General features: G+C 40.7%; 11 protein-coding genes. 1 reads left to right on the forward strand and 10 read right to left on the reverse strand.

All coding sequences use genetic code 11. From position 1 onward, the window contains the following. Positions 1-58: 58 nt before the first annotated feature. The 8 genes from GGR21_RS01535 to GGR21_RS01570 form a co-directional block, all read right to left on the reverse strand. Positions 59-3,451: a glycoside hydrolase family 2 TIM barrel-domain containing protein gene (locus GGR21_RS01535; protein WP_246347966.1), complete on the reverse strand. Its 3,393-nt coding sequence runs from the start codon at positions 3,449-3,451 to the stop codon at positions 59-61. Between the two features lie 151 nt (positions 3,452-3,602). After that, on the reverse strand, positions 3,603-4,997 hold the full coding sequence (locus GGR21_RS01540) for a Gfo/Idh/MocA family protein (protein WP_183305373.1): 1,395 nt from the start codon (positions 4,995-4,997) through the stop codon (positions 3,603-3,605). 548 nt (positions 4,998-5,545) lie between these two features. Beyond that, positions 5,546-6,676 (reverse strand): acyltransferase family protein, encoded by a 1,131-nt coding sequence (locus GGR21_RS01545; RefSeq protein WP_183305374.1) that lies wholly within the window; start codon positions 6,674-6,676, stop codon positions 5,546-5,548. Between the two features lie 88 nt (positions 6,677-6,764). Continuing rightward, positions 6,765-7,040 (reverse strand): DUF1905 domain-containing protein, encoded by a 276-nt coding sequence (locus GGR21_RS01550; RefSeq protein ID WP_183305375.1) that lies wholly within the window; start codon positions 7,038-7,040, stop codon positions 6,765-6,767. Between the two features lie 31 nt (positions 7,041-7,071). Next, complete coding sequence (locus GGR21_RS01555) at positions 7,072-7,914, reverse strand: GNAT family N-acetyltransferase (RefSeq protein WP_221232873.1); 843 nt, start codon at positions 7,912-7,914, stop codon at positions 7,072-7,074. A gap of 27 nt (positions 7,915-7,941) precedes the next feature. Continuing rightward, positions 7,942-10,527 (reverse strand): BamA/TamA family outer membrane protein, encoded by a 2,586-nt coding sequence (locus tag GGR21_RS01560; RefSeq protein WP_221232874.1) that lies wholly within the window; start codon positions 10,525-10,527, stop codon positions 7,942-7,944. Between the two features lie 13 nt (positions 10,528-10,540). Then, positions 10,541-10,882, reverse strand: a complete 342-nt coding sequence (locus GGR21_RS01565; RefSeq protein ID WP_183305376.1) for an MGMT family protein — start codon at positions 10,880-10,882, stop codon at positions 10,541-10,543. A gap of 153 nt (positions 10,883-11,035) precedes the next feature. Further along, on the reverse strand, positions 11,036-11,794 hold the full coding sequence (locus tag GGR21_RS01570) for an NYN domain-containing protein (protein ID WP_183305377.1): 759 nt from the start codon (positions 11,792-11,794) through the stop codon (positions 11,036-11,038). Positions 11,795-11,972: 178 nt separating this feature from the next. On the opposite strand from GGR21_RS01570, the gene GGR21_RS01575 reads away from it, so the two are divergent. Further along, positions 11,973-13,298: a KamA family radical SAM protein gene (locus GGR21_RS01575; RefSeq protein WP_183305378.1), complete on the forward strand. Its 1,326-nt coding sequence runs from the start codon at positions 11,973-11,975 to the stop codon at positions 13,296-13,298. Between the two features lie 181 nt (positions 13,299-13,479). Here GGR21_RS01575 and mutL read toward each other — a convergent pair whose 3' ends face one another. Together mutL and GGR21_RS01585 are read right to left on the reverse strand one after the other, a co-directional pair. Then, a complete protein-coding gene (mutL, locus tag GGR21_RS01580; protein ID WP_183305379.1) occupies positions 13,480-15,324 on the reverse strand; it encodes a DNA mismatch repair endonuclease MutL in 1,845 nt (614 codons plus the stop codon). An 11-nt stretch (positions 15,325-15,335) separates the two neighbouring features. Further along, entirely contained in the window at positions 15,336-17,297 is a 1,962-nt protein-coding gene (locus GGR21_RS01585; protein ID WP_317169854.1) for an OstA-like protein, read from the reverse strand. Between the last annotated feature and the right edge of the window lie 20 nt (positions 17,298-17,317).

Raw genomic sequence — 17,317 nt, forward strand, 5'->3', positions numbered from 1 at the left:
TTATCTTATTGATAAAGTTACCGAAGAAAAATGCAGATTCAACCCTAGATCTGTATAATTAATATTTATACTCTGTTTTTCCTGAAATTTCATTCGTATTATTTATCGGTACCAGTGTGAAACCCCAGTTATATTCTTTATTTGCAGGAATACTATATTCCGGTTCGGGACGTGCTCCCCAACTATTGTAGCCTGCAACGCCCATCTGCTTCATATCCACGCACACCTCAACAAAGTTGCGAGGGGTAATATCTGATTCATGGGTTTGTTTGCGAAGCACATCTTTCGCTTTTTCAGGATCTTTATCAGCAATTTCCTGTGGTGACATATTCCGCCACTGGTAATCAGCATTCGATTCCTGGCAGTCAAAGTCTTCTACCGAATTACGCAATGCATTAAAGCCGATTGTCTTATCTGCTACAATAAGAATGCCTTTACCCCCGGCCTGATTGAGAGCTACCCAGCGGGTGTCCAAATGATGTCCGTTTTCCTGTGGACGAACATACGGATAATACATATCTTCGGCAGACGTTTTATATAATCCGACTAAAGTACCCTTATGGCGATCAGGATAATTTTCTTCCGGGCCCCGGCCTAAGTACTGCACTTGGTTCATTGCCACAGGTATACGGAAACGCACCCCAATACGTGGTACTTCCAGTTTGGAAGTCTCGCGTCTTATCCTGTCCCTTTCGGCACTTTCAGACTGCGTGGCCTCTTTCGCTTCGGCAGTCAGTTCCGCTTTTGTTTCTTCGGCAGTTGCTGCTGTGAACTTTATCGCAGCGTTAACTACCCCCGAAGGATGGATTTTATATGTTACTATATAATCGTTTCCTGCTGCCAGTTCGTAAGCCACACTCAGTGTTACTGAATTATCGGGATTGCCGGTTGTCTCTGCTTTTGAAACTTTAAAATCTTTGCTGGATTGCTTCCATATCTGTAGACGTTTGGGTGCACCATTGCCATAATCATTATCCACCGGTGCCCGCCAGAAGTTCGGCTGAATACCGAATCCGTCAGCAAAATATTCCGTCCCGTTTACGTTGTAGGAAGTTACTATACCCTGCTGTTTGTCGAAGACAAAATTTACTTTGGACGAACTGATATTTATCTTGCCTCCAGCGTCTGAAATCGCAAGTTTGGAGCCGCCTGTATTTTTATATAATTCTTTTTCTCCCGTTGCAGGCAGTTCAAACTGGTCGTAAGCGACTATATGTCCGGCGGGAACAAGGTGTTCCGCTTTCTTACTTATTACTTCAAAGTTTACAAAATATTCTGTTCCGGGCTTAGTCTTTGACTCTGGTAAAGGAATAGTTACAATCGTTGAATCCTGTGGAGCCAGATTTAAAGGTAATATGCTTTCCTTTATGCTTTTACCATTTTTCAATATCCGGTATTTAACTGTATAACCGGCCAGATCTGTAAAGTAAAAACGGTTTTTTATTTTAAACTGTCTCTTATCCGGATCAGCAACCTCAAATCCTACATTCTGGTGCGTATATTTGACTTCAGCCATAGCAGGATGTGGATTCTGGTCAGGATTAACAATGCCATCGGCGACAAAATTACCATCCGAAGGTTGATCTTTGCCGAAATCCCCACCATAAGCCCATATTTCCTTACCATCTTTTTTATATTTCACGGCATGGTCTATCCATTCCCAGATATAACCTCCCTGAAGATTTGGGTATTTGTATATCTGTACCCACTGATCGTAGAGATTGCCACTGGAGTTACCCATGGCATGCGAGTATTCGGAAGGTACATAAGGACGGTTATTCATATTTTCGTTTCGTCGTCCGTTTTTTCCGTAATATTCAAAAGATTTGGCTGATGGATACTGAGGCACTATCATGTCGGTATTCCATTCCTCTAGTGCCCTTTCATAATTAACGGGACGTGCCATCAGGTCTTTGTCCAGTTCCTTTAGCAGGGTATATGCATTATAGAAATTGAATCCGTTTCCGGCTTCATTGCCCAATGACCAGATAGTCAGAGACGGATAGTTTTTATTCCTTTCAAACATGTTGCGGATACGGGAAAGATGGCTTTCCAGATAATCCGGGTTATGCCCCAGTGTACCTCTTTTACGTCCATCGATATGACCTACTGCACCTTTTCGCATATCGTCCTGATAAATGGTATAATACATACCGTGCGATTCTATATTAGCTTCATCATACACATAGAGGCCGTATTCATCACACATCTCGTAAAATTTACGGTCCTGAGGATAATGGCTCAGACGAACCGAGTTTATATTATTCAGTTTCATCAGTTCGAAGTTCCGGCGCATCTGCTCTGGGGTTACGTAATGTCCGTCCTCTGATGTTTCATGGATATTCGTTCCTTTTAGTTTTATTGGCTGGCCATTGACATAGAAAAGCCGCAAAGTTTTTTTATTGACTATAATATCGCTGTCTTTTATCTCTATACGGCGGAAACCTACTTTGAATGGAACCACTTCAACAACTCTTCCGCTTTCTTCCACAGTCATTACTAACTTATACAAACCTGGATTTTCTGAAGTCCATGTAGCAACATTTGCTATTGTATAATCGAAATTAGCTGTTTCCAGGCTCTTACCTTTAATCGTTACACTCTTTGAATCGGAAGTAACAGAATTGCCTTTTGTGTCAGTAAGATCATATTTTACAGTCAGGTTCTTATCGGTAGCATTCGTGTTTTTCAGGTCTATGTCCAACTTAAATATCCCGTCTTTGTATGTCTCATTCAAAGTAGATACTACTCTGAAGTCTTTTATCGCTGTTTTGGGTTGCGACCAGAGGAATACATCCCGCTCTATCCCACTCACCCGGAGAAAGTCCTGGCACTCGAGCCATGAACCTGTACTCCATCGGAATATTTTTAAGGTAAGGACGTTCTTACCTGCCTGTATATAAGGATTTATCAGGAACTCGGCAGGATCTTTCGAATCTTCGCTATAGCCGACCTCTTTTCCGTTAATGTAGACATATACGCCCGATTTGGCTCCGGCAAGATGAAGGAAAATATCCCTGTCCATCCAGTCAGATGGGATTTCTATATCGCGACGGTAAACGCCTACCGGATTTTCTTCCGGCAAAAGTGGAGGAGTCGGATTGTAGGTGGCAAATTCGTATGGCTGATTCACATAGAACGCTTCACCGAAGCCCTGCAATTCCCAATTTCCAGGAACTTTAATATCATGCCAGCTATCCGTATTAATATCAGCATTTGTTATGTTCTGAGGGAGTTTCTTATATGCATCTGTGAAATAAAACTTCCAGGTCCCGTTCAGGTTAATATGCCATTTGCTTTTTGTATAATCGGTGTAGGCACCCTCTATAGCTTGGCGGGCATCCTGTTCGTTGCCATAACTCATAAAAGTAGTACGTGGAGCTTCTTTGTTCACTCCAATTACTTTCACATCCTGCCAGTAGGGTAGGATATTCTGGGCAGAGACGGTCATGAAAAAGGGAATAGCTGAGATTATTACAGGTAATAGTTTCTTTATTTTGGTCTTCATGTTAACATTGATTGATAAGTATGCTGCGGGCATGCAGTACTAACTGACAGAAAGCCTGTCTGAAAACAGGCTTTCTACTATATGTTTATGGGATTTACTGTGCGAATTTCAATCCGTCGAGTTTATTCCATGCCCCACGGGTAAAGTCTGGTATTTCAACCGGAGCAGAATTATTATCAAGGGATATTTCGGTCAATGGTATCAGGCAGCACCATTCAGCTAAATCATATACGTCCATGTCGAGAGGCAAGCCTTTTTGGAGACAGTAGATCAGGCGGTAATCCATGATAAAGTCCATCCCTCCATGTCCGCCTACCTGTTTCGCTTTTTCTTCAATATCTTTGGCTATAGGATGTTTATATTTTTCCATCAACGCTTTTTTTACATCGTCCGGAACAAAGCTATGTGTAGTCAGGTTTTCATGGTTCTTTGTCATTTCCGGATCAAGGTCTTCGGCTCCCAGCGCGTAGCCTTGCACAGGATATTTATTGGCAAAACCTTTTGTTCCTGTAAGCTGATACATACGGTTATATGGACGAGGCGAAGTGATATTATGCTCGATCAGTATAGAATTTCCTTTTTCAGTGCTGATAAGTGTACACGTGTGGTCTCCGTTGCGGAAGTCTTTCACGTCTTCCCCTCTCTTTTCTTTCAGGAAAGCCGGATTACCTACAGCTTTAGTATCTACCGAAACCAGGTAATTAAGCTTATCTCCACGGTGAATATTCATAGCTTGACATACAGGGCCCAGACCATGGGTAGGATATACATCTCCTCTGTGATTTTTATTATAATCCATACGCCAGTCGTTCCAATACTCATCCCAATACGGCTGTAAACCGTGTATATAGGCTCCTTCTCCATGGATGACTTCACCTAACAGGCCTTGTTGAACCATGTTTAAAGTTGTCAGTTCAAAGAAGTCGTAAACACAGTTTTCGAGTTGCATACAATGTTTGCGGGTTTGTTCCGATGTATTGATCAACGCCCATATTTCATCCATATTCATTGCTGACGGAACTTCAATGGCTACATGTTTACCGTCTTTCATGGCTTGTACACCTATCGTTGCGTGCGATTTCCAGTCAGTAGCTACATAAATAAGGTCTACATTTGGTAAAGCTGTCACTTTACGCCATACAGTAGTATCTCCGTAAAATTCCTGAGCTTTAGGTAATCCCTTTTCTTCAAGCATCTTATTGACTTTCTCTGTGTTCTTTTGTTCCACGTCACACAGGGCAATGATTTCCACTCCATCGATGTGTGTCATGCGTTCCACAGCACCAGGACCTCGCATCCCAAGACCGATAAAGGCTACCCGAACTGTCGGTAGAGGGTCGGTTCTTAGTTCCAGAACATCGTTCTGTCCGGCTGGTCGTTCAGGCACCGGAGTCTTGATCATTGTTGAGGGCTGTCCGTCCTTTGATTGCTGGGTACAACTGATGAGTGCCAGACTGAAAATTAACAACGTAAATAATACTTTTTTCATGGTTGATTTCTGTTTCTGTATATAATAAGTTAACTGATTCCGCTTTTCCAGAGTATTAATCTTCTTTTTCTGCCATCCTGCTTAACCTCTTTTATCTATACTGAAAAAGTATTGAGAATAGCTATGTTTTTGTCGTATATTAATATATTATACCTTGGTTTTACTATATATACGATTTTATCTCTGTTTTGTACTCACTTTTTGTCGATAATTTTTGCCGAAAAATGTTAGTCTCAATGGTTATAATGGAAGATACTTTACAAAGAGTGACTTACCATTTTTTATAATTCTTCTTTTTGATGATCCTTCCGTTCGATCAAGAAAACTATTCAATTACAAAAATATGATTTTAAAATCAAATAGTCAAAGTACAGGTTGTATTATTCATTATCAAAAAGTTGAAAATCATTAATAATGAGAAGGGATTCAGTTTTAGAGGTAAATATTAAAATATATAACAGTATGGTAAGGGTAGAATGAATAAAACTTTCAGATATTATTTGTCAACAATACCTGAAAGTATTTCATCTGCATTTATCTTAGTTCTTTTATTTCAGAAATCTTTTACGAAGCCATTCTCTGACAGGAATGTCATAGAATCTCATCGATATATATGCAACCAGAACAGACGCACATACTACTAAAATACCTTGCATCCATGAATCTTCCAGCCCATAGCCGTTATTTGTAGCCCAGCCCATGTAAACGTAGGCTATCGGATAGTGGGTGATATAGATAGGATAAGAAATATCCCCAAGAAATTTACAGAGTTTTGATGCTTTTCTTCCTTTTACCTTTCCTCCTGCACCCAGCAATACAATGACAGGAAACATGATTATCAGGCAAAAGCATTCGTATAATCCATTCATCCAAAGATTTTCCGTACCACCAAGGCGTGGTATCGAGAACAATATTACCAGTAAAAGACTGGCTGTAAGAAAGGCATTTTTCGTGTAACGGAGTTTCACTGTGCGGGCTAAAAGCAGTCCGGCCATAAATGGAAATGCAAGGCGTGTGAAACCGATCCGCAGTTGTGTGGGATCGTCGATAGACCATCCGCCGATTATATCACCGTTCGGATTGGTCAGCGCATAATGTATTGTTATTCCGGCAGCAATAGCAACAAATACACCTAGTAAGATTTTGGATAGATGGCGCAAAACTAATGCGTATATAATATTAGCTATGTATTCGAAAAACAAAGACCACGCGGGACCGTTCAAAGGATGCATTTCGTGCCAGCCTCTTATGTCTAAGCCTTTGCCGACAGGAATCAAGGTACAACCGATCAGCATGACAAGCAACATTTTCCAGACAGGGACGTCGGCAATACCGGCCCACCCCAATCCGGGTGATGCCTGAAAATAAAATAATGCCGCACCGATCAGAGATCCGATTATAATCATAGGGTGGAGGCGAATGATCCGTCGTTTAAAGAAATCCTTCAATGTCATTTTTCCCCAGCGGTCGTCGTAGGCATAACTGATAACATAACCAGAAAGCATAAAAAAGAAATCGACGGCTAAGTACCCATGATTTATTATCTGTTTTGAATGGTCGCCATGCGAATGAATTTCAAATACATGGAAAAACACAACGACCAGGGCCGCTACACCCCGCAATCCGTCGAGTATTTCGTAGTGTGGCTTAGATTCTGCTAAACTTAGGCTTTGCTTCATTTTAAAGAAAAAAGGTTTAGAACAAATATATTAATAGAACGATCGCAAAAATAAGACAATTTTTAAAATACCTATTATTTTAATCCTTTTATCTTTCTTTTATCATTACATGAACTATGTCGCCGGGCTGCTTCCCTATTTGTTTTCGTATCTCCTTTCTGATACCAATAATATGTCCTGGTGTCCCCATTCGTACAATGCTTCCCTGATAAGGGACTCCATCAAAAGTCGCATTGACGGGAACACGCCCTTTGCCGAAAGCTTCTTTTACATCGAAAGGGATTTCTATATAAGCTCCGTCAATATCCGGCACTTTTTGTATCACGGCATCAAATTCACAAACTTTTTCTGCTGTCGTCTGCATTCTGCTCGATTAAAATTAATATTAATATGAATCAAAGTTCAAGCTTCATATCTAGTTGGTCGATATAATTTTCAAGACCTATATTCAGGAGAAATGAGTTTAGCGGCTCAGAATTTTTATCAATATTAACGATCGATAATTCAGTCCCCGGTTCTTTTGTTATTGATGCGATTAATGCAGAGGCTATCTTTTTTCTGCGAAAGTCTTTGTGCACAGCGATCTGCTGAATTCTTCCGTTGCCGGGATTATAGATTATAAAACCTGTTAACTGCCCGTCTATATATGCTCCCAGTGATTTATTAATGCTTTTGAGTTCATCCAGTGCATGAGCCGAATTCTGCCATGTAGGAGTGAAATCCCAGAAGGATTGCATCATATCCCAGTCGTAACCGGCTAATTCTTTAATGGTAACGTTGTCGGCTTTTCCGCTTAAAGAGGTTTGCCCTTTATAACATTTTAGCTCCCGGGCAATTTTAAATCCGACTCTTTCGTAAGATTTTATTGCCTGGATGTTTTTGAAGATAACTTCCAATGTCAGATAGTCAATGCCTTCTTCTTTTAATCTTGGGAGGATAAAATCATACATCTGCTTTGTCAGTCCCTTTCCTCTTTTTGAAGGAATTACTCCGGTTCCTCCATTGTAAGCAACTTTTTTATCCTCTATAATATCCGTTCCGTGGAGGATGAACCCGATAAGCTCCTCTTCTTCAAAAGCTCCGACTGAATATTCAAGGTTTACCCTGTCCGATTTCATCTTTGCACTCAATTGCTCCAATGTAAGATGGATAGGGACAAAATAATCGGAAAAGGCCAGGTTGAAGGTGCCTGTTATCTTTTCAAGGCTTGTTTTGGCTAGTGTTTTAATCTGTATCATAATATTATAGTTTAAGTTATTTTAGAATTAGAAACCCATCCCTAACTGGAACATAAAGCGGCTACCATCGCTCGATCCGAAATATGAAAATTTACCTGTGAATTTACGTAATATGGTAAGCCAGAAACCGCCTCCGTAAGAAGAATACCACCTTTCTGAACTTTCCCCGTCATACCAGACCCGTCCATGATCGACTCCTGCGAATACCCCATATTTCAGCGGTGTGAGCGGATTTTTGAGTTTACCCATATCGAGACGGATATCGGAGTATTGATAGAATGATTGTTGTCCGATAAAACGGTTGTCACGAAATCCTCTTAGCTCGGTAGTCGCCGCCTGATAGAATTCGTATTTAGAAGACGACAAGGCAGTTGCCTTAAACTGGGTAGCAAATGAGATGCGATCGGTTATTTTAAAATTCAACCCCAGTTTTGCCTTTGTATAAGCATAATTCCTGTCGGGTTCATCTATATTAAAATTCCATCCACCTGTAACGGCAAAAGATACTGAGGAAAGAAAGTATGGTAACTCTTTATTCAACTCATAAGTCATGCTCAGGTTCATAAAATAGTTTGGGGAGTATATATAATGCCCATCTTCATATATTGTATTAATAAAGCGATCTCTTCCTGAAGGATTTTTTACCTTATATACTTCGAAAGATGCCGTTGTGTAAATCGTTTGTTCTTTTGTGATATTATAATACAAAGCAGGAGCAAGCATATATTTTGTAATATTTACACGATTGTATTTTTTACCTTCGTCTTTATAGCCACTAGTCCTGTTCCCAAAGCCAAAGAAGTTGGAGAAATAGGCCGGGCTACCTAAATATGCTGCCACATGCAGGCTCTTTTTGTGGTCGTAGCTCGGAAAAATCCCCTGATAGGTGAATCCGTTCGTATAATCGTAGCTCACCTGATGGCGCCGGGTATACGGGGCTCTGCGAAATCCATATAACGTATATGAAACCGAAGTTCCTATATTCAGCCCGAGATCGGAGTCATACAATCCTATCGGGGTAACCGACACAGTGGAGTATTTCAATTTCCGGTAATCGTAGTCAAGAGCGCTTTCATCATTTGGTATAACCAACTTAGCAGCTTTTACCTCTTCTTTTAATCGATCTTTCTCCGGTTTGTATTCATATACCGATACATTTTTTCCAGGCCCTATCTTATATTCGTTTTTACCCTTTCCTCCAATCAGTAATAAGGATATGTTCCGTTTCTTTTTGTCTACTTCAAAATCATCATCACCTCCCAGACCATAAAGCCATATTTCTTCGGTATACTTTTCTATATACAATTTATCAAAAGTCAGGGTATTAGTCTGTTTGTCAAAGATTCTGATTCTTAGGTTTTTGTCCTCGTCCTGTTCTATCGCAAACCGTTCGCTTTTATCCGAGCCTGTCAACACTGGTGTTTTCTGTGTATATTTATAATATTCCAATGCAATTCTTTCCAGATTCTTTTTTCGCTGCTTCAGGTTCTTTCTGATCAAATCTGATTCTTTATTCTGCATCTCTTGTGGTAATTTAGAGAATGCAAGATCTATAACATCGTCAGCCAAGAGTGACTTTAGCTCTTTTGCCTGCTGTTGCCAGTCGGCTGCAGTACAGCTTTGAGTAATGGCGATATCCAGAGGATAAGATAATTTGTTGAATTTTCTTACATCCTTCAGATTACCTTCATAATTTGTAATAAAGCCTACTCCAAGCATATTCAGTAATTCTTTGAAGAACACCCCATCCACTTTAGTGAAAGCATGGCTACGTTCTAGCGACTGGGGGGTGTAAATAGTAAAATTACCATCTGTCGATGGTATCCAATACCAGTTTTCAGACACCTTATTCCAGTCTCCTATCAGCATATCGAACAGACGGGCTTTAATGTACTTTTGCTGATCGATTTTCACAAAATTATCCTTGTGTAATATCTCCAGTAATGTATCTGTATCATTAATCACTCCTGATTCTCTTATATCGGGAAGTCGTGATATTCCGACAAGCTTGTCTTTTAGCTCGCTTCCATCCGATATGGTGTCACACTCGTTCCCTTTGGCAATATATACGATTGCCGGGTCTGAGTCTCCCAGTTGTGCGGCTTTTGCCAGACGTTCGGCAGCTATGAAAATATATGGGTGAACAACCGTATAGGCTTCTCTAATAAAATCATTAAGATATGTCCCTTTAAAATCTTCACGCTCGTATACATCCTGAAAAAATTTAGATTCAAGAAAACTGGACGATCCTCCAAGAGGTTTCAACAGGTACAACTGTTTTTGTTGGTTTTCCAGTATGAGGGCATGTAGCTTTGGTATTTGTCCGGCAATGGATAAACCTCCGGCCAGATTGTCTAACGATGCGGTTTTCACGGTGACAGGCCGGTAATACAGATCACTGTAATGCTTTCCCCATGCCCATCGGTAGAATCCGCCGTGCGTCTTAAAATTATCAGTATAAATGGACTTTTCGGTCTTCTTGCCTAGTTGTACAGGTATGCTGTCTTCTGTAAGGATCTGGCTTGCTAACGAGAGAGGAAATATGAAAAAACAGAATATATATAGGATCAATCGTTTGTTTATGCTTATAATATATGGGGCAGTTAAACTCATTCAGTTATATTGTTTATTCCAGTTTTATTTCTTGGAGCGGGTTCCAGTATACCTTCCTCCAATTACAGATCTTGTTATCTTTTACTTTAATATTTTCGGCTTCCAGCAGCTCCTGCATCTTGGTTGGTGTTTCAAAAGCAAATCGTCCGCTCAGATATCCCTGGCTGTTGACCACTCTGTATGCGGGAATTTTCTCTTCAGAACAATCGCCCATTATGGCACCGACCATACGTGACATATTCGGATATCCCACCGCCTTGGCTATAGCTCCGTAGCTCGTTGCACGTCCAAGTGGAATAAGCCTGACTATGTCGTAAACAGCTTTTTTGAAGCTTTCTTTATCCAATATAACCATATAACTGCCGGAGTTGTTTAACTAAAAAGTAACTATATCAGTCAGCAGTGATCAGTAAACAACGCATTTCATTCTTAATTCTTCATTTTTTCTTCTGACCACTGTCTACTAATTACTTTTTCCGGGAAGATAAATATCCGTAGATTTGAAAGATCAATCTTTCACTTTCACATAAATAAGCTTTGTATGGCTCTTTTTATCTACTTCGCGTTCATCGATTTCAAATACCTTATTTTGTGATTTGATGAGAGGCGTTAGTTTTGGAAAGCCATATATGCGGGGATCGAAATCGGGGCGTTTTTTGATTATCAGATTGCCGACTTCACCCAGGTATGCCCAGCCATCGTCGTCTGCAATATCCCTGATCGTTGCTTTTATCAGTTGGATAAGTTTCTTGTTGATAGTCTCTATCTTTGTTTTCTTTGCTTTCTCCCTGCCTTTTTCCGTACTGTCTTGCGGTATCTCTGTATCTTCTTCCAGTATTTCGAGATAAATGAATTTATCGCAGGCTACAATAAACGGATTAGGTGTTTTCTTTTCGCCGATTCCCAGCACAAACATTCCCGATTCCCTCAGTCTTACAGCCAGGCGGGTGAAATCGCTGTCGCTGGATACAAGACAAAACCCATCAACTTTATCACTGTGGAGTATGTCCATCGCATCGATGATCATCGCAGAGTCGGTCGCATTCTTCCCGGTAGTATAACTATATTGTTGTATAGGTGTTATCGCATGTTCTAGTAATGGCTGTTTCCAGCCCGATACGGTAGGCTTGGTCCAGTCCCCGTATATACGTTTGATTGTAGGATTACCAAACTTTGCGATTTCGTCCAACATCCCTTTTATATTCGAGTATGGTATATTATCGGCATCTATCAGTACTGCCAGCATCAGGTCTTTATTATTTCTCATATTTTATAAGTAATTTAGATATTCAAATATACAAGTTTTTCATTTGCGTAAGGTCCGGGAATGTTATTATATTTTAAAAAATGTATACAGAAAGCCTGCGTAATTGGCTTTTAGCCCCATTTTTTGTATATTGTAAACATCAGAAAAACATATCAACTAAAAAACATATTAATTTAGCATGAGCAAACAGATAAAGACGTATGCACTGCATAACTATCTGTCTATTCCTCAAATGGCATCTTTACCGGATGAAATGAAGAAGGAAATAGACGTAGTGGGCAGGGTATTACCATTCAAAACAAATAATTATGTAGTAGATGAACTGATAGACTGGGATAATGCAGAGGTTGATCCGATCTTTACATTGAATTTCCCAAGACGGGGAATGTTGGAGAAAAGACATTATGCGGCAGTTGAAAAACTGCTGGATGAAAATGCAGATAAAAGAATTGTTGATGAAAAAATAAGGCAGATCCGGTTATCACTCAATCCCAATCCTGCCGGACAGGAGCATAACGTACCTTATCTGGGAGAGGTCCGATTGCGTGGAGTGCAACACAAATATCCCGAAACAGTCCTGTTTTTCCCAAGTCAGGGGCAAACCTGCCATGCTTATTGTACGTTTTGTTTCCGTTGGCCTCAATTCTCAGGTATGAGTGAACTGAAGTTTGCCATGAAAGAGGCCGATCTGCTATTGAAGTATCTGCGTAATCATAAGGAAGTAACAGATATTTTGTTTACCGGAGGAGATCCGATGGTTATGAATGCTTCTACTCTCGCCACCTATATCAAACCATTGCTTCATCCCGATTTTAATCATATTCATTCTATACGTATAGGCACAAAATCATTGGCTTACTGGCCTTACAGATATCTTACCGATCAGGATAGCGATGATGTGATCAGGCTTTTCAAAGAAATTGTATCAGCAGGTAAGAATCTTTCTGTACAGGCGCATTTCAATCATCCGAGAGAATTATCGACCGAAGCTGTTAGGCAGGCAATTACACGTATCCGAAACACCGGGGCACAGATACGAACCCAATCTCCATTATTGCGGAATATCAATGACAAATCGGAATTGTGGTCGGAAATGTGGCGCAAACAGGTCGATCTGGGTTGTATACCATACTATATGTTCATTGCCCGCGATACAGGGGCAAAGCATTACTTTGAATTACCTCTCGATAAATGCTGGCAGATTTTCCGCAGGGCTTACCGCAAGGTGAGCGGACTTTGCCGTACGGTAAGAGGGCCGAGTATGAGTGATCATGCAGGAAAGATTCAGGTGTTGGGCGTTCAGGAGGTAAGGGGAGAAAAAATATTTGTCCTGCGCTTCCTGCAAGGGCGAAATCCCAAATGGGTAGATATACCGTTTTTTGCAAAATATGATGCGAAAGCGACATGGTTCAATCAACTGGAACCTGCTTTCGGAGAGGAAAAATTCTTTTTTGAAGAGGAAAAAAAGAGATTGGAGATTACCAAACCGTTTTTGTTTGAATGAAAAAAGAAGCTGTCTAAAAAATAATTTTTATTATCTCTTTATCATGTTGAACGGAGTGAAACATCTCGTTTCCGGAGAGTCGGGATTCTTCGTTACACTCAGAATGACAAAGGGAAGTAACACTTTGATAGTGTAATCTTACTTTTGGGACAGCCTCTTTTCTTATAAAATATTGTTGTATTTATCTGAACATTTTATCTATCACATCATCTTCGAGAACAGAGATGATTGTCTTCCCTTCCGGAGTGTGTTTGTGAGTAGATGAAGCAAACAACTGGTCTACTATTTTATTCATTTCTTCGTCGGATAATTTGTGTCCGTAGGGAATAGCAGCGGAATGAGCCATCGATAAAGCAAGCGACTCCTGTATTTCTTCTTTTACATCGCTTCCTGTATCTACACTTTTCCCTATCATATTATGAATGACCTGTATTGGGTCGAGATTGGTTATTTCGGAAGGTATGCCATTGATCGCATATGAATTGTTGCCGAGATTACTCAGGTCGAATCCGATAGCTTCCAGATCGTCCATAAGGTAAGGAACCATGGCCGATTCGGAAGGGGATAGTTCGATAATCTCCGGAAAGAGCGTACGCTGAGATATTCCTCTTTTCAGCCTGATCTGTGAAAGGAATTGGTCGAATAATATTCTTATATGTGCCCTGTGCTGGTCTATCAGCATCAGTCCCGATTTAACCGACGTAAGTATATATCTGTTTTTATACTGGTAATGCACTACCAGATCGGTTATGTTGTTGTCTATCCTTTCCTGCTTCCCTTCTGTCGAATTAAACAGGTTTGTATCATGTTGTGGTTCAGCAAATATGTCATTTTCTTTTTTCTCATTCTCAAAGCCTTCATAGAATTGTTCCCAATCCAACTTTGGCCTTTTATAACCGGAAGACCCTATACTTGTTGTTTTAAAAGGATTATAAGACGGATTTATATTTACCTGAGGCTGGCTCACATTTCGCGATGGATCGTGGATCGGTATATCTATCGCTCCTTCGGTGTCGAAATCTATTGTTGGCACTTCATTAAATTTACCCAATGCTTCTTTTACTGCGGCAAAAAGTATCTGCCAGATCGGTTGCTCGTTTTCAAACTTGATCTCAGTCTTGGTAGGGTGGATATTTACATCTATAGTTGATGGGTCTACCTCGAAATAAATAAAGTAATTCGGGTTTTCTCCTGTTGGTATCAATGGCTCGAATGCGCTTATTATAGCCTTGTTGAAGTAGGCATGACGCATATATCTGCCATTTACGAAGAAGTATTGCAGGGCACGGGTTTTTCTTGCGCTTTCGGGTTTGCCTACATATCCTTTAATTTTTACCAGAGAGGTTTCTATATCGATGGATATAAGTTGCTGATTGAAGTTTTTGCCTACAACATTTACTATCCGTTGCCGCAGATTTGCCGCAGGATAACGTAATACTTCGATATCGTTTTCAGCAAAAGAAAATTCTATTTCCGGATTTACCAGAACAATGCGTTCCAGCTCTGTTAGTATATTTCTACGTTCGGTATCGTTCGATTTCAGGAATTTCCGCCGTGCAGGTACGTTAAAGAATATGTTCTTTACAGAGAAGTTACTGCCGGAAGGACAGGCGATACATTCCTGCGATTCTACTCTGGAACCTGATATTTGCAGTAACGTGCCCAATTCGTCTTCTTCCTTGCGTGTACGCAGTTCCACCTGTGAGATAGCAGCTATAGACGGCAGCGCTTCGCCACGGAAACCCATTGTGCGAAGGCTGAACAGGTCGTCAGCTGATTTAATTTTCGATGTGGCATGCCTTTCAAATGCCATGCGGGCATCAGTCGCCGACATCCCTTTTCCGTTGTCTATGACCTGGATAAGAGTGCGCCCGGCATCCTTTATGATAAGTTGTATGCTGTCTGCTCCGGCATCTATTGCATTTTCAACCAGTTCTTTTACCACAGAGGCAGGACGCTGTATAACTTCTCCCGCGGCAATCTGGTTGGCAATAGAATCGGGCAGTAGATGTATGATGTCGCTCATTTGTTTTTTCTTTAAAATTCTTCGAATGGCCTGTCGAAGACAGAAGACCGTTTAGGCCGGGTGTCCGCAGCTTTCTTTTCCACTTTTCTGAAAATATCGTCCTTATCAATAGGCCGCAGATAGTCGTACCAATAGAATTCGCTAAGACGTAGTTTATCAGTCAGCAGTAAGCTGAATGGTGTCGCTTTGGCTACAGGAGTAGGCCATGCTACCAGTTTAGAAAATGCCCCGTCTTCCATAAATATCTCAAGATAACTGCTGGTCAGCCAGTTTTGTATCAAATTAAGTGAGCCGTCTTTCTCTTCAGGATAAGATATGGTTTCTACATTACCTTCGGCTAATACTCTGTTGACTTTCTTGTTCTCAAAATTTATTTTCAAGGAGCGGCTTTTCAGCTGGTTGAAGTGTATCGAGTCCTTTTGTTCTATAGAGAAACTATATTGTTTCACATGCATGCGGTCTATCGTGCTGTCATTCATGTAAATGTCTATAGTGTCACCTGTCAGTTGCCTGTTGGTGTTCCACAGTATCGGGTCTTTATACATGTGCAGAATGGAATCCCGTGAACTGAACTGCAAAGAATCGCATACGCCTTGCATATCCGACCGGTAGAATCGTACTCCGTAATACGCTTTTATCAGGCGGAATCGTTCGGGTACAGTATCAGAGGCCTGTGGTTTTGGCAGGGTAGGAGGTTTACTTTCTATAGAATCTCCCGGAATGACTACTTCTTCATCTGTAATATCAGCTATTATTGCCTCCGATTGAGTCTGAACTTCTTCTGCTATTTGTGCGATGGAATCCAAAGGTAAAGATGCTGTCCCTATAGAATCGGTCAATTCCAGTGCTTCTATGGCAGCCGGTTGTTCCAATATCTTATTTAGTTTCAGCTTTGTGCTGTCAACTATTGTAATGAGCTTTAATGTATCAGCATGAATATATAAACTATCTCCTTGCGAATATTCGATTGCAAACGCCGAATCGGTAGCCAGTGCTGAGTCGTCCAATTCGTTATAGATACCGTAATGACCTCTTAAAATAACATGCTTGGCTGTATCCTGTAAGTACATATTGCCAAACACCTCTCCGTACCCTTGTGCCTTATAATAGAAGATAGAATCTCCCCGGAGATAACGGTTCCCTTCTTTATTGACCACAGTAGATTGGTCTAGCAGTAGAGACTCTTCATTTTCGGTATTGTACCAGCCATTACTGGTATATATGTAACCACTGTCGGATACTATGGTTGTGGGAGTTGAGATAAGGGCTATTTTCCGGTCTGTATCGTACTTTAACTGATCGGAATACAATACAAAATTAGGATTTGTCAGTATTACGCTGTCGCGGAATGTAGCCATATTCAGATTTGGTTCATACTGTCCCCAAAAGGAGGTCAGCTCGTTCAGTGAATCGACAAGCATACCTCCATCGAAATAATATCCCAGATTCATATTGCGATCATAGTTGAGACTGTCAGTAAACAGGGTAACAATGTTTCCCTTGTCCTGTGGTACATGTTCAAGACTCACATCCCGCCGCACCTTTACCAATTTAGTGTTTCCGTCGTAATGCATGTATCTGCCATTCAGGAATAACGTATCACCCTGCTCCATGCGTACATTGCTGAATGCTTCGAATGTATTGTTATTTTCGTTCCAGTACGCGCTGTCGCAATACAGATAAGCTCCATCATGAAAAAAGATAACACTGTCTTTTAGTATCTGATGATCAACGTTCTGAGGGTGGAATAAAATGTTTGAATTAATGATCTCTATAACTTTTACCCCTTTGTCTTTCGGTTTGGTCTGTTTTTTTATAGAGTCCTGTGGTTTTTGGGGGACCTGGTGCTCTTCTAAAACAAGCCGGGGAGAAGTCAGCGATTGGGCTGTCGCATATAGAGCAATGAGGCACAGAACACTCACCAGAGAGATTCTATGCCTTTGTGTCAGATATTTTACTGTTTTTCTTAACACAGATGTATTTTCAATTCAAT

Source organism: Dysgonomonas hofstadii, assembly GCF_014196915.1.
GTDB classification, from domain to species: Bacteria; Bacteroidota; Bacteroidia; order Bacteroidales; family Dysgonomonadaceae; genus Dysgonomonas; species Dysgonomonas hofstadii.

Bases quoted from the DNA above. Each gene is read 5' to 3' on its own strand.
- GGR21_RS01535 (WP_246347966.1), bottom strand. From the start codon at position 3,451: ATGACCGTCTCTGCCCAGAATATCCTACCCTACTGGCAGGATGTGAAA.
- GGR21_RS01540 (WP_183305373.1), bottom strand. From the start codon at position 4,997: ATGAAAAAAGTATTATTTACGTTGTTAATTTTCAGTCTGGCACTCATC.
- GGR21_RS01545 (WP_183305374.1), bottom strand. From the start codon at position 6,676: ATGAAGCAAAGCCTAAGTTTAGCAGAATCTAAGCCACACTACGAAATA.
- GGR21_RS01550 (WP_183305375.1), bottom strand. From the start codon at position 7,040: ATGCAGACGACAGCAGAAAAAGTTTGTGAATTTGATGCCGTGATACAA.
- GGR21_RS01555 (WP_221232873.1), bottom strand. From the start codon at position 7,914: ATGATACAGATTAAAACACTAGCCAAAACAAGCCTTGAAAAGATAACA.
- GGR21_RS01560 (WP_221232874.1), bottom strand. From the start codon at position 10,527: ATGAGTTTAACTGCCCCATATATTATAAGCATAAACAAACGATTGATC.
- GGR21_RS01565 (WP_183305376.1), bottom strand. From the start codon at position 10,882: ATGGTTATATTGGATAAAGAAAGCTTCAAAAAAGCTGTTTACGACATA.
- GGR21_RS01570 (WP_183305377.1), bottom strand. From the start codon at position 11,794: ATGAGAAATAATAAAGACCTGATGCTGGCAGTACTGATAGATGCCGAT.
- GGR21_RS01575 (WP_183305378.1), top strand. From the start codon at position 11,973: ATGAGCAAACAGATAAAGACGTATGCACTGCATAACTATCTGTCTATT.
- mutL (WP_183305379.1), bottom strand. From the start codon at position 15,324: ATGAGCGACATCATACATCTACTGCCCGATTCTATTGCCAACCAGATT.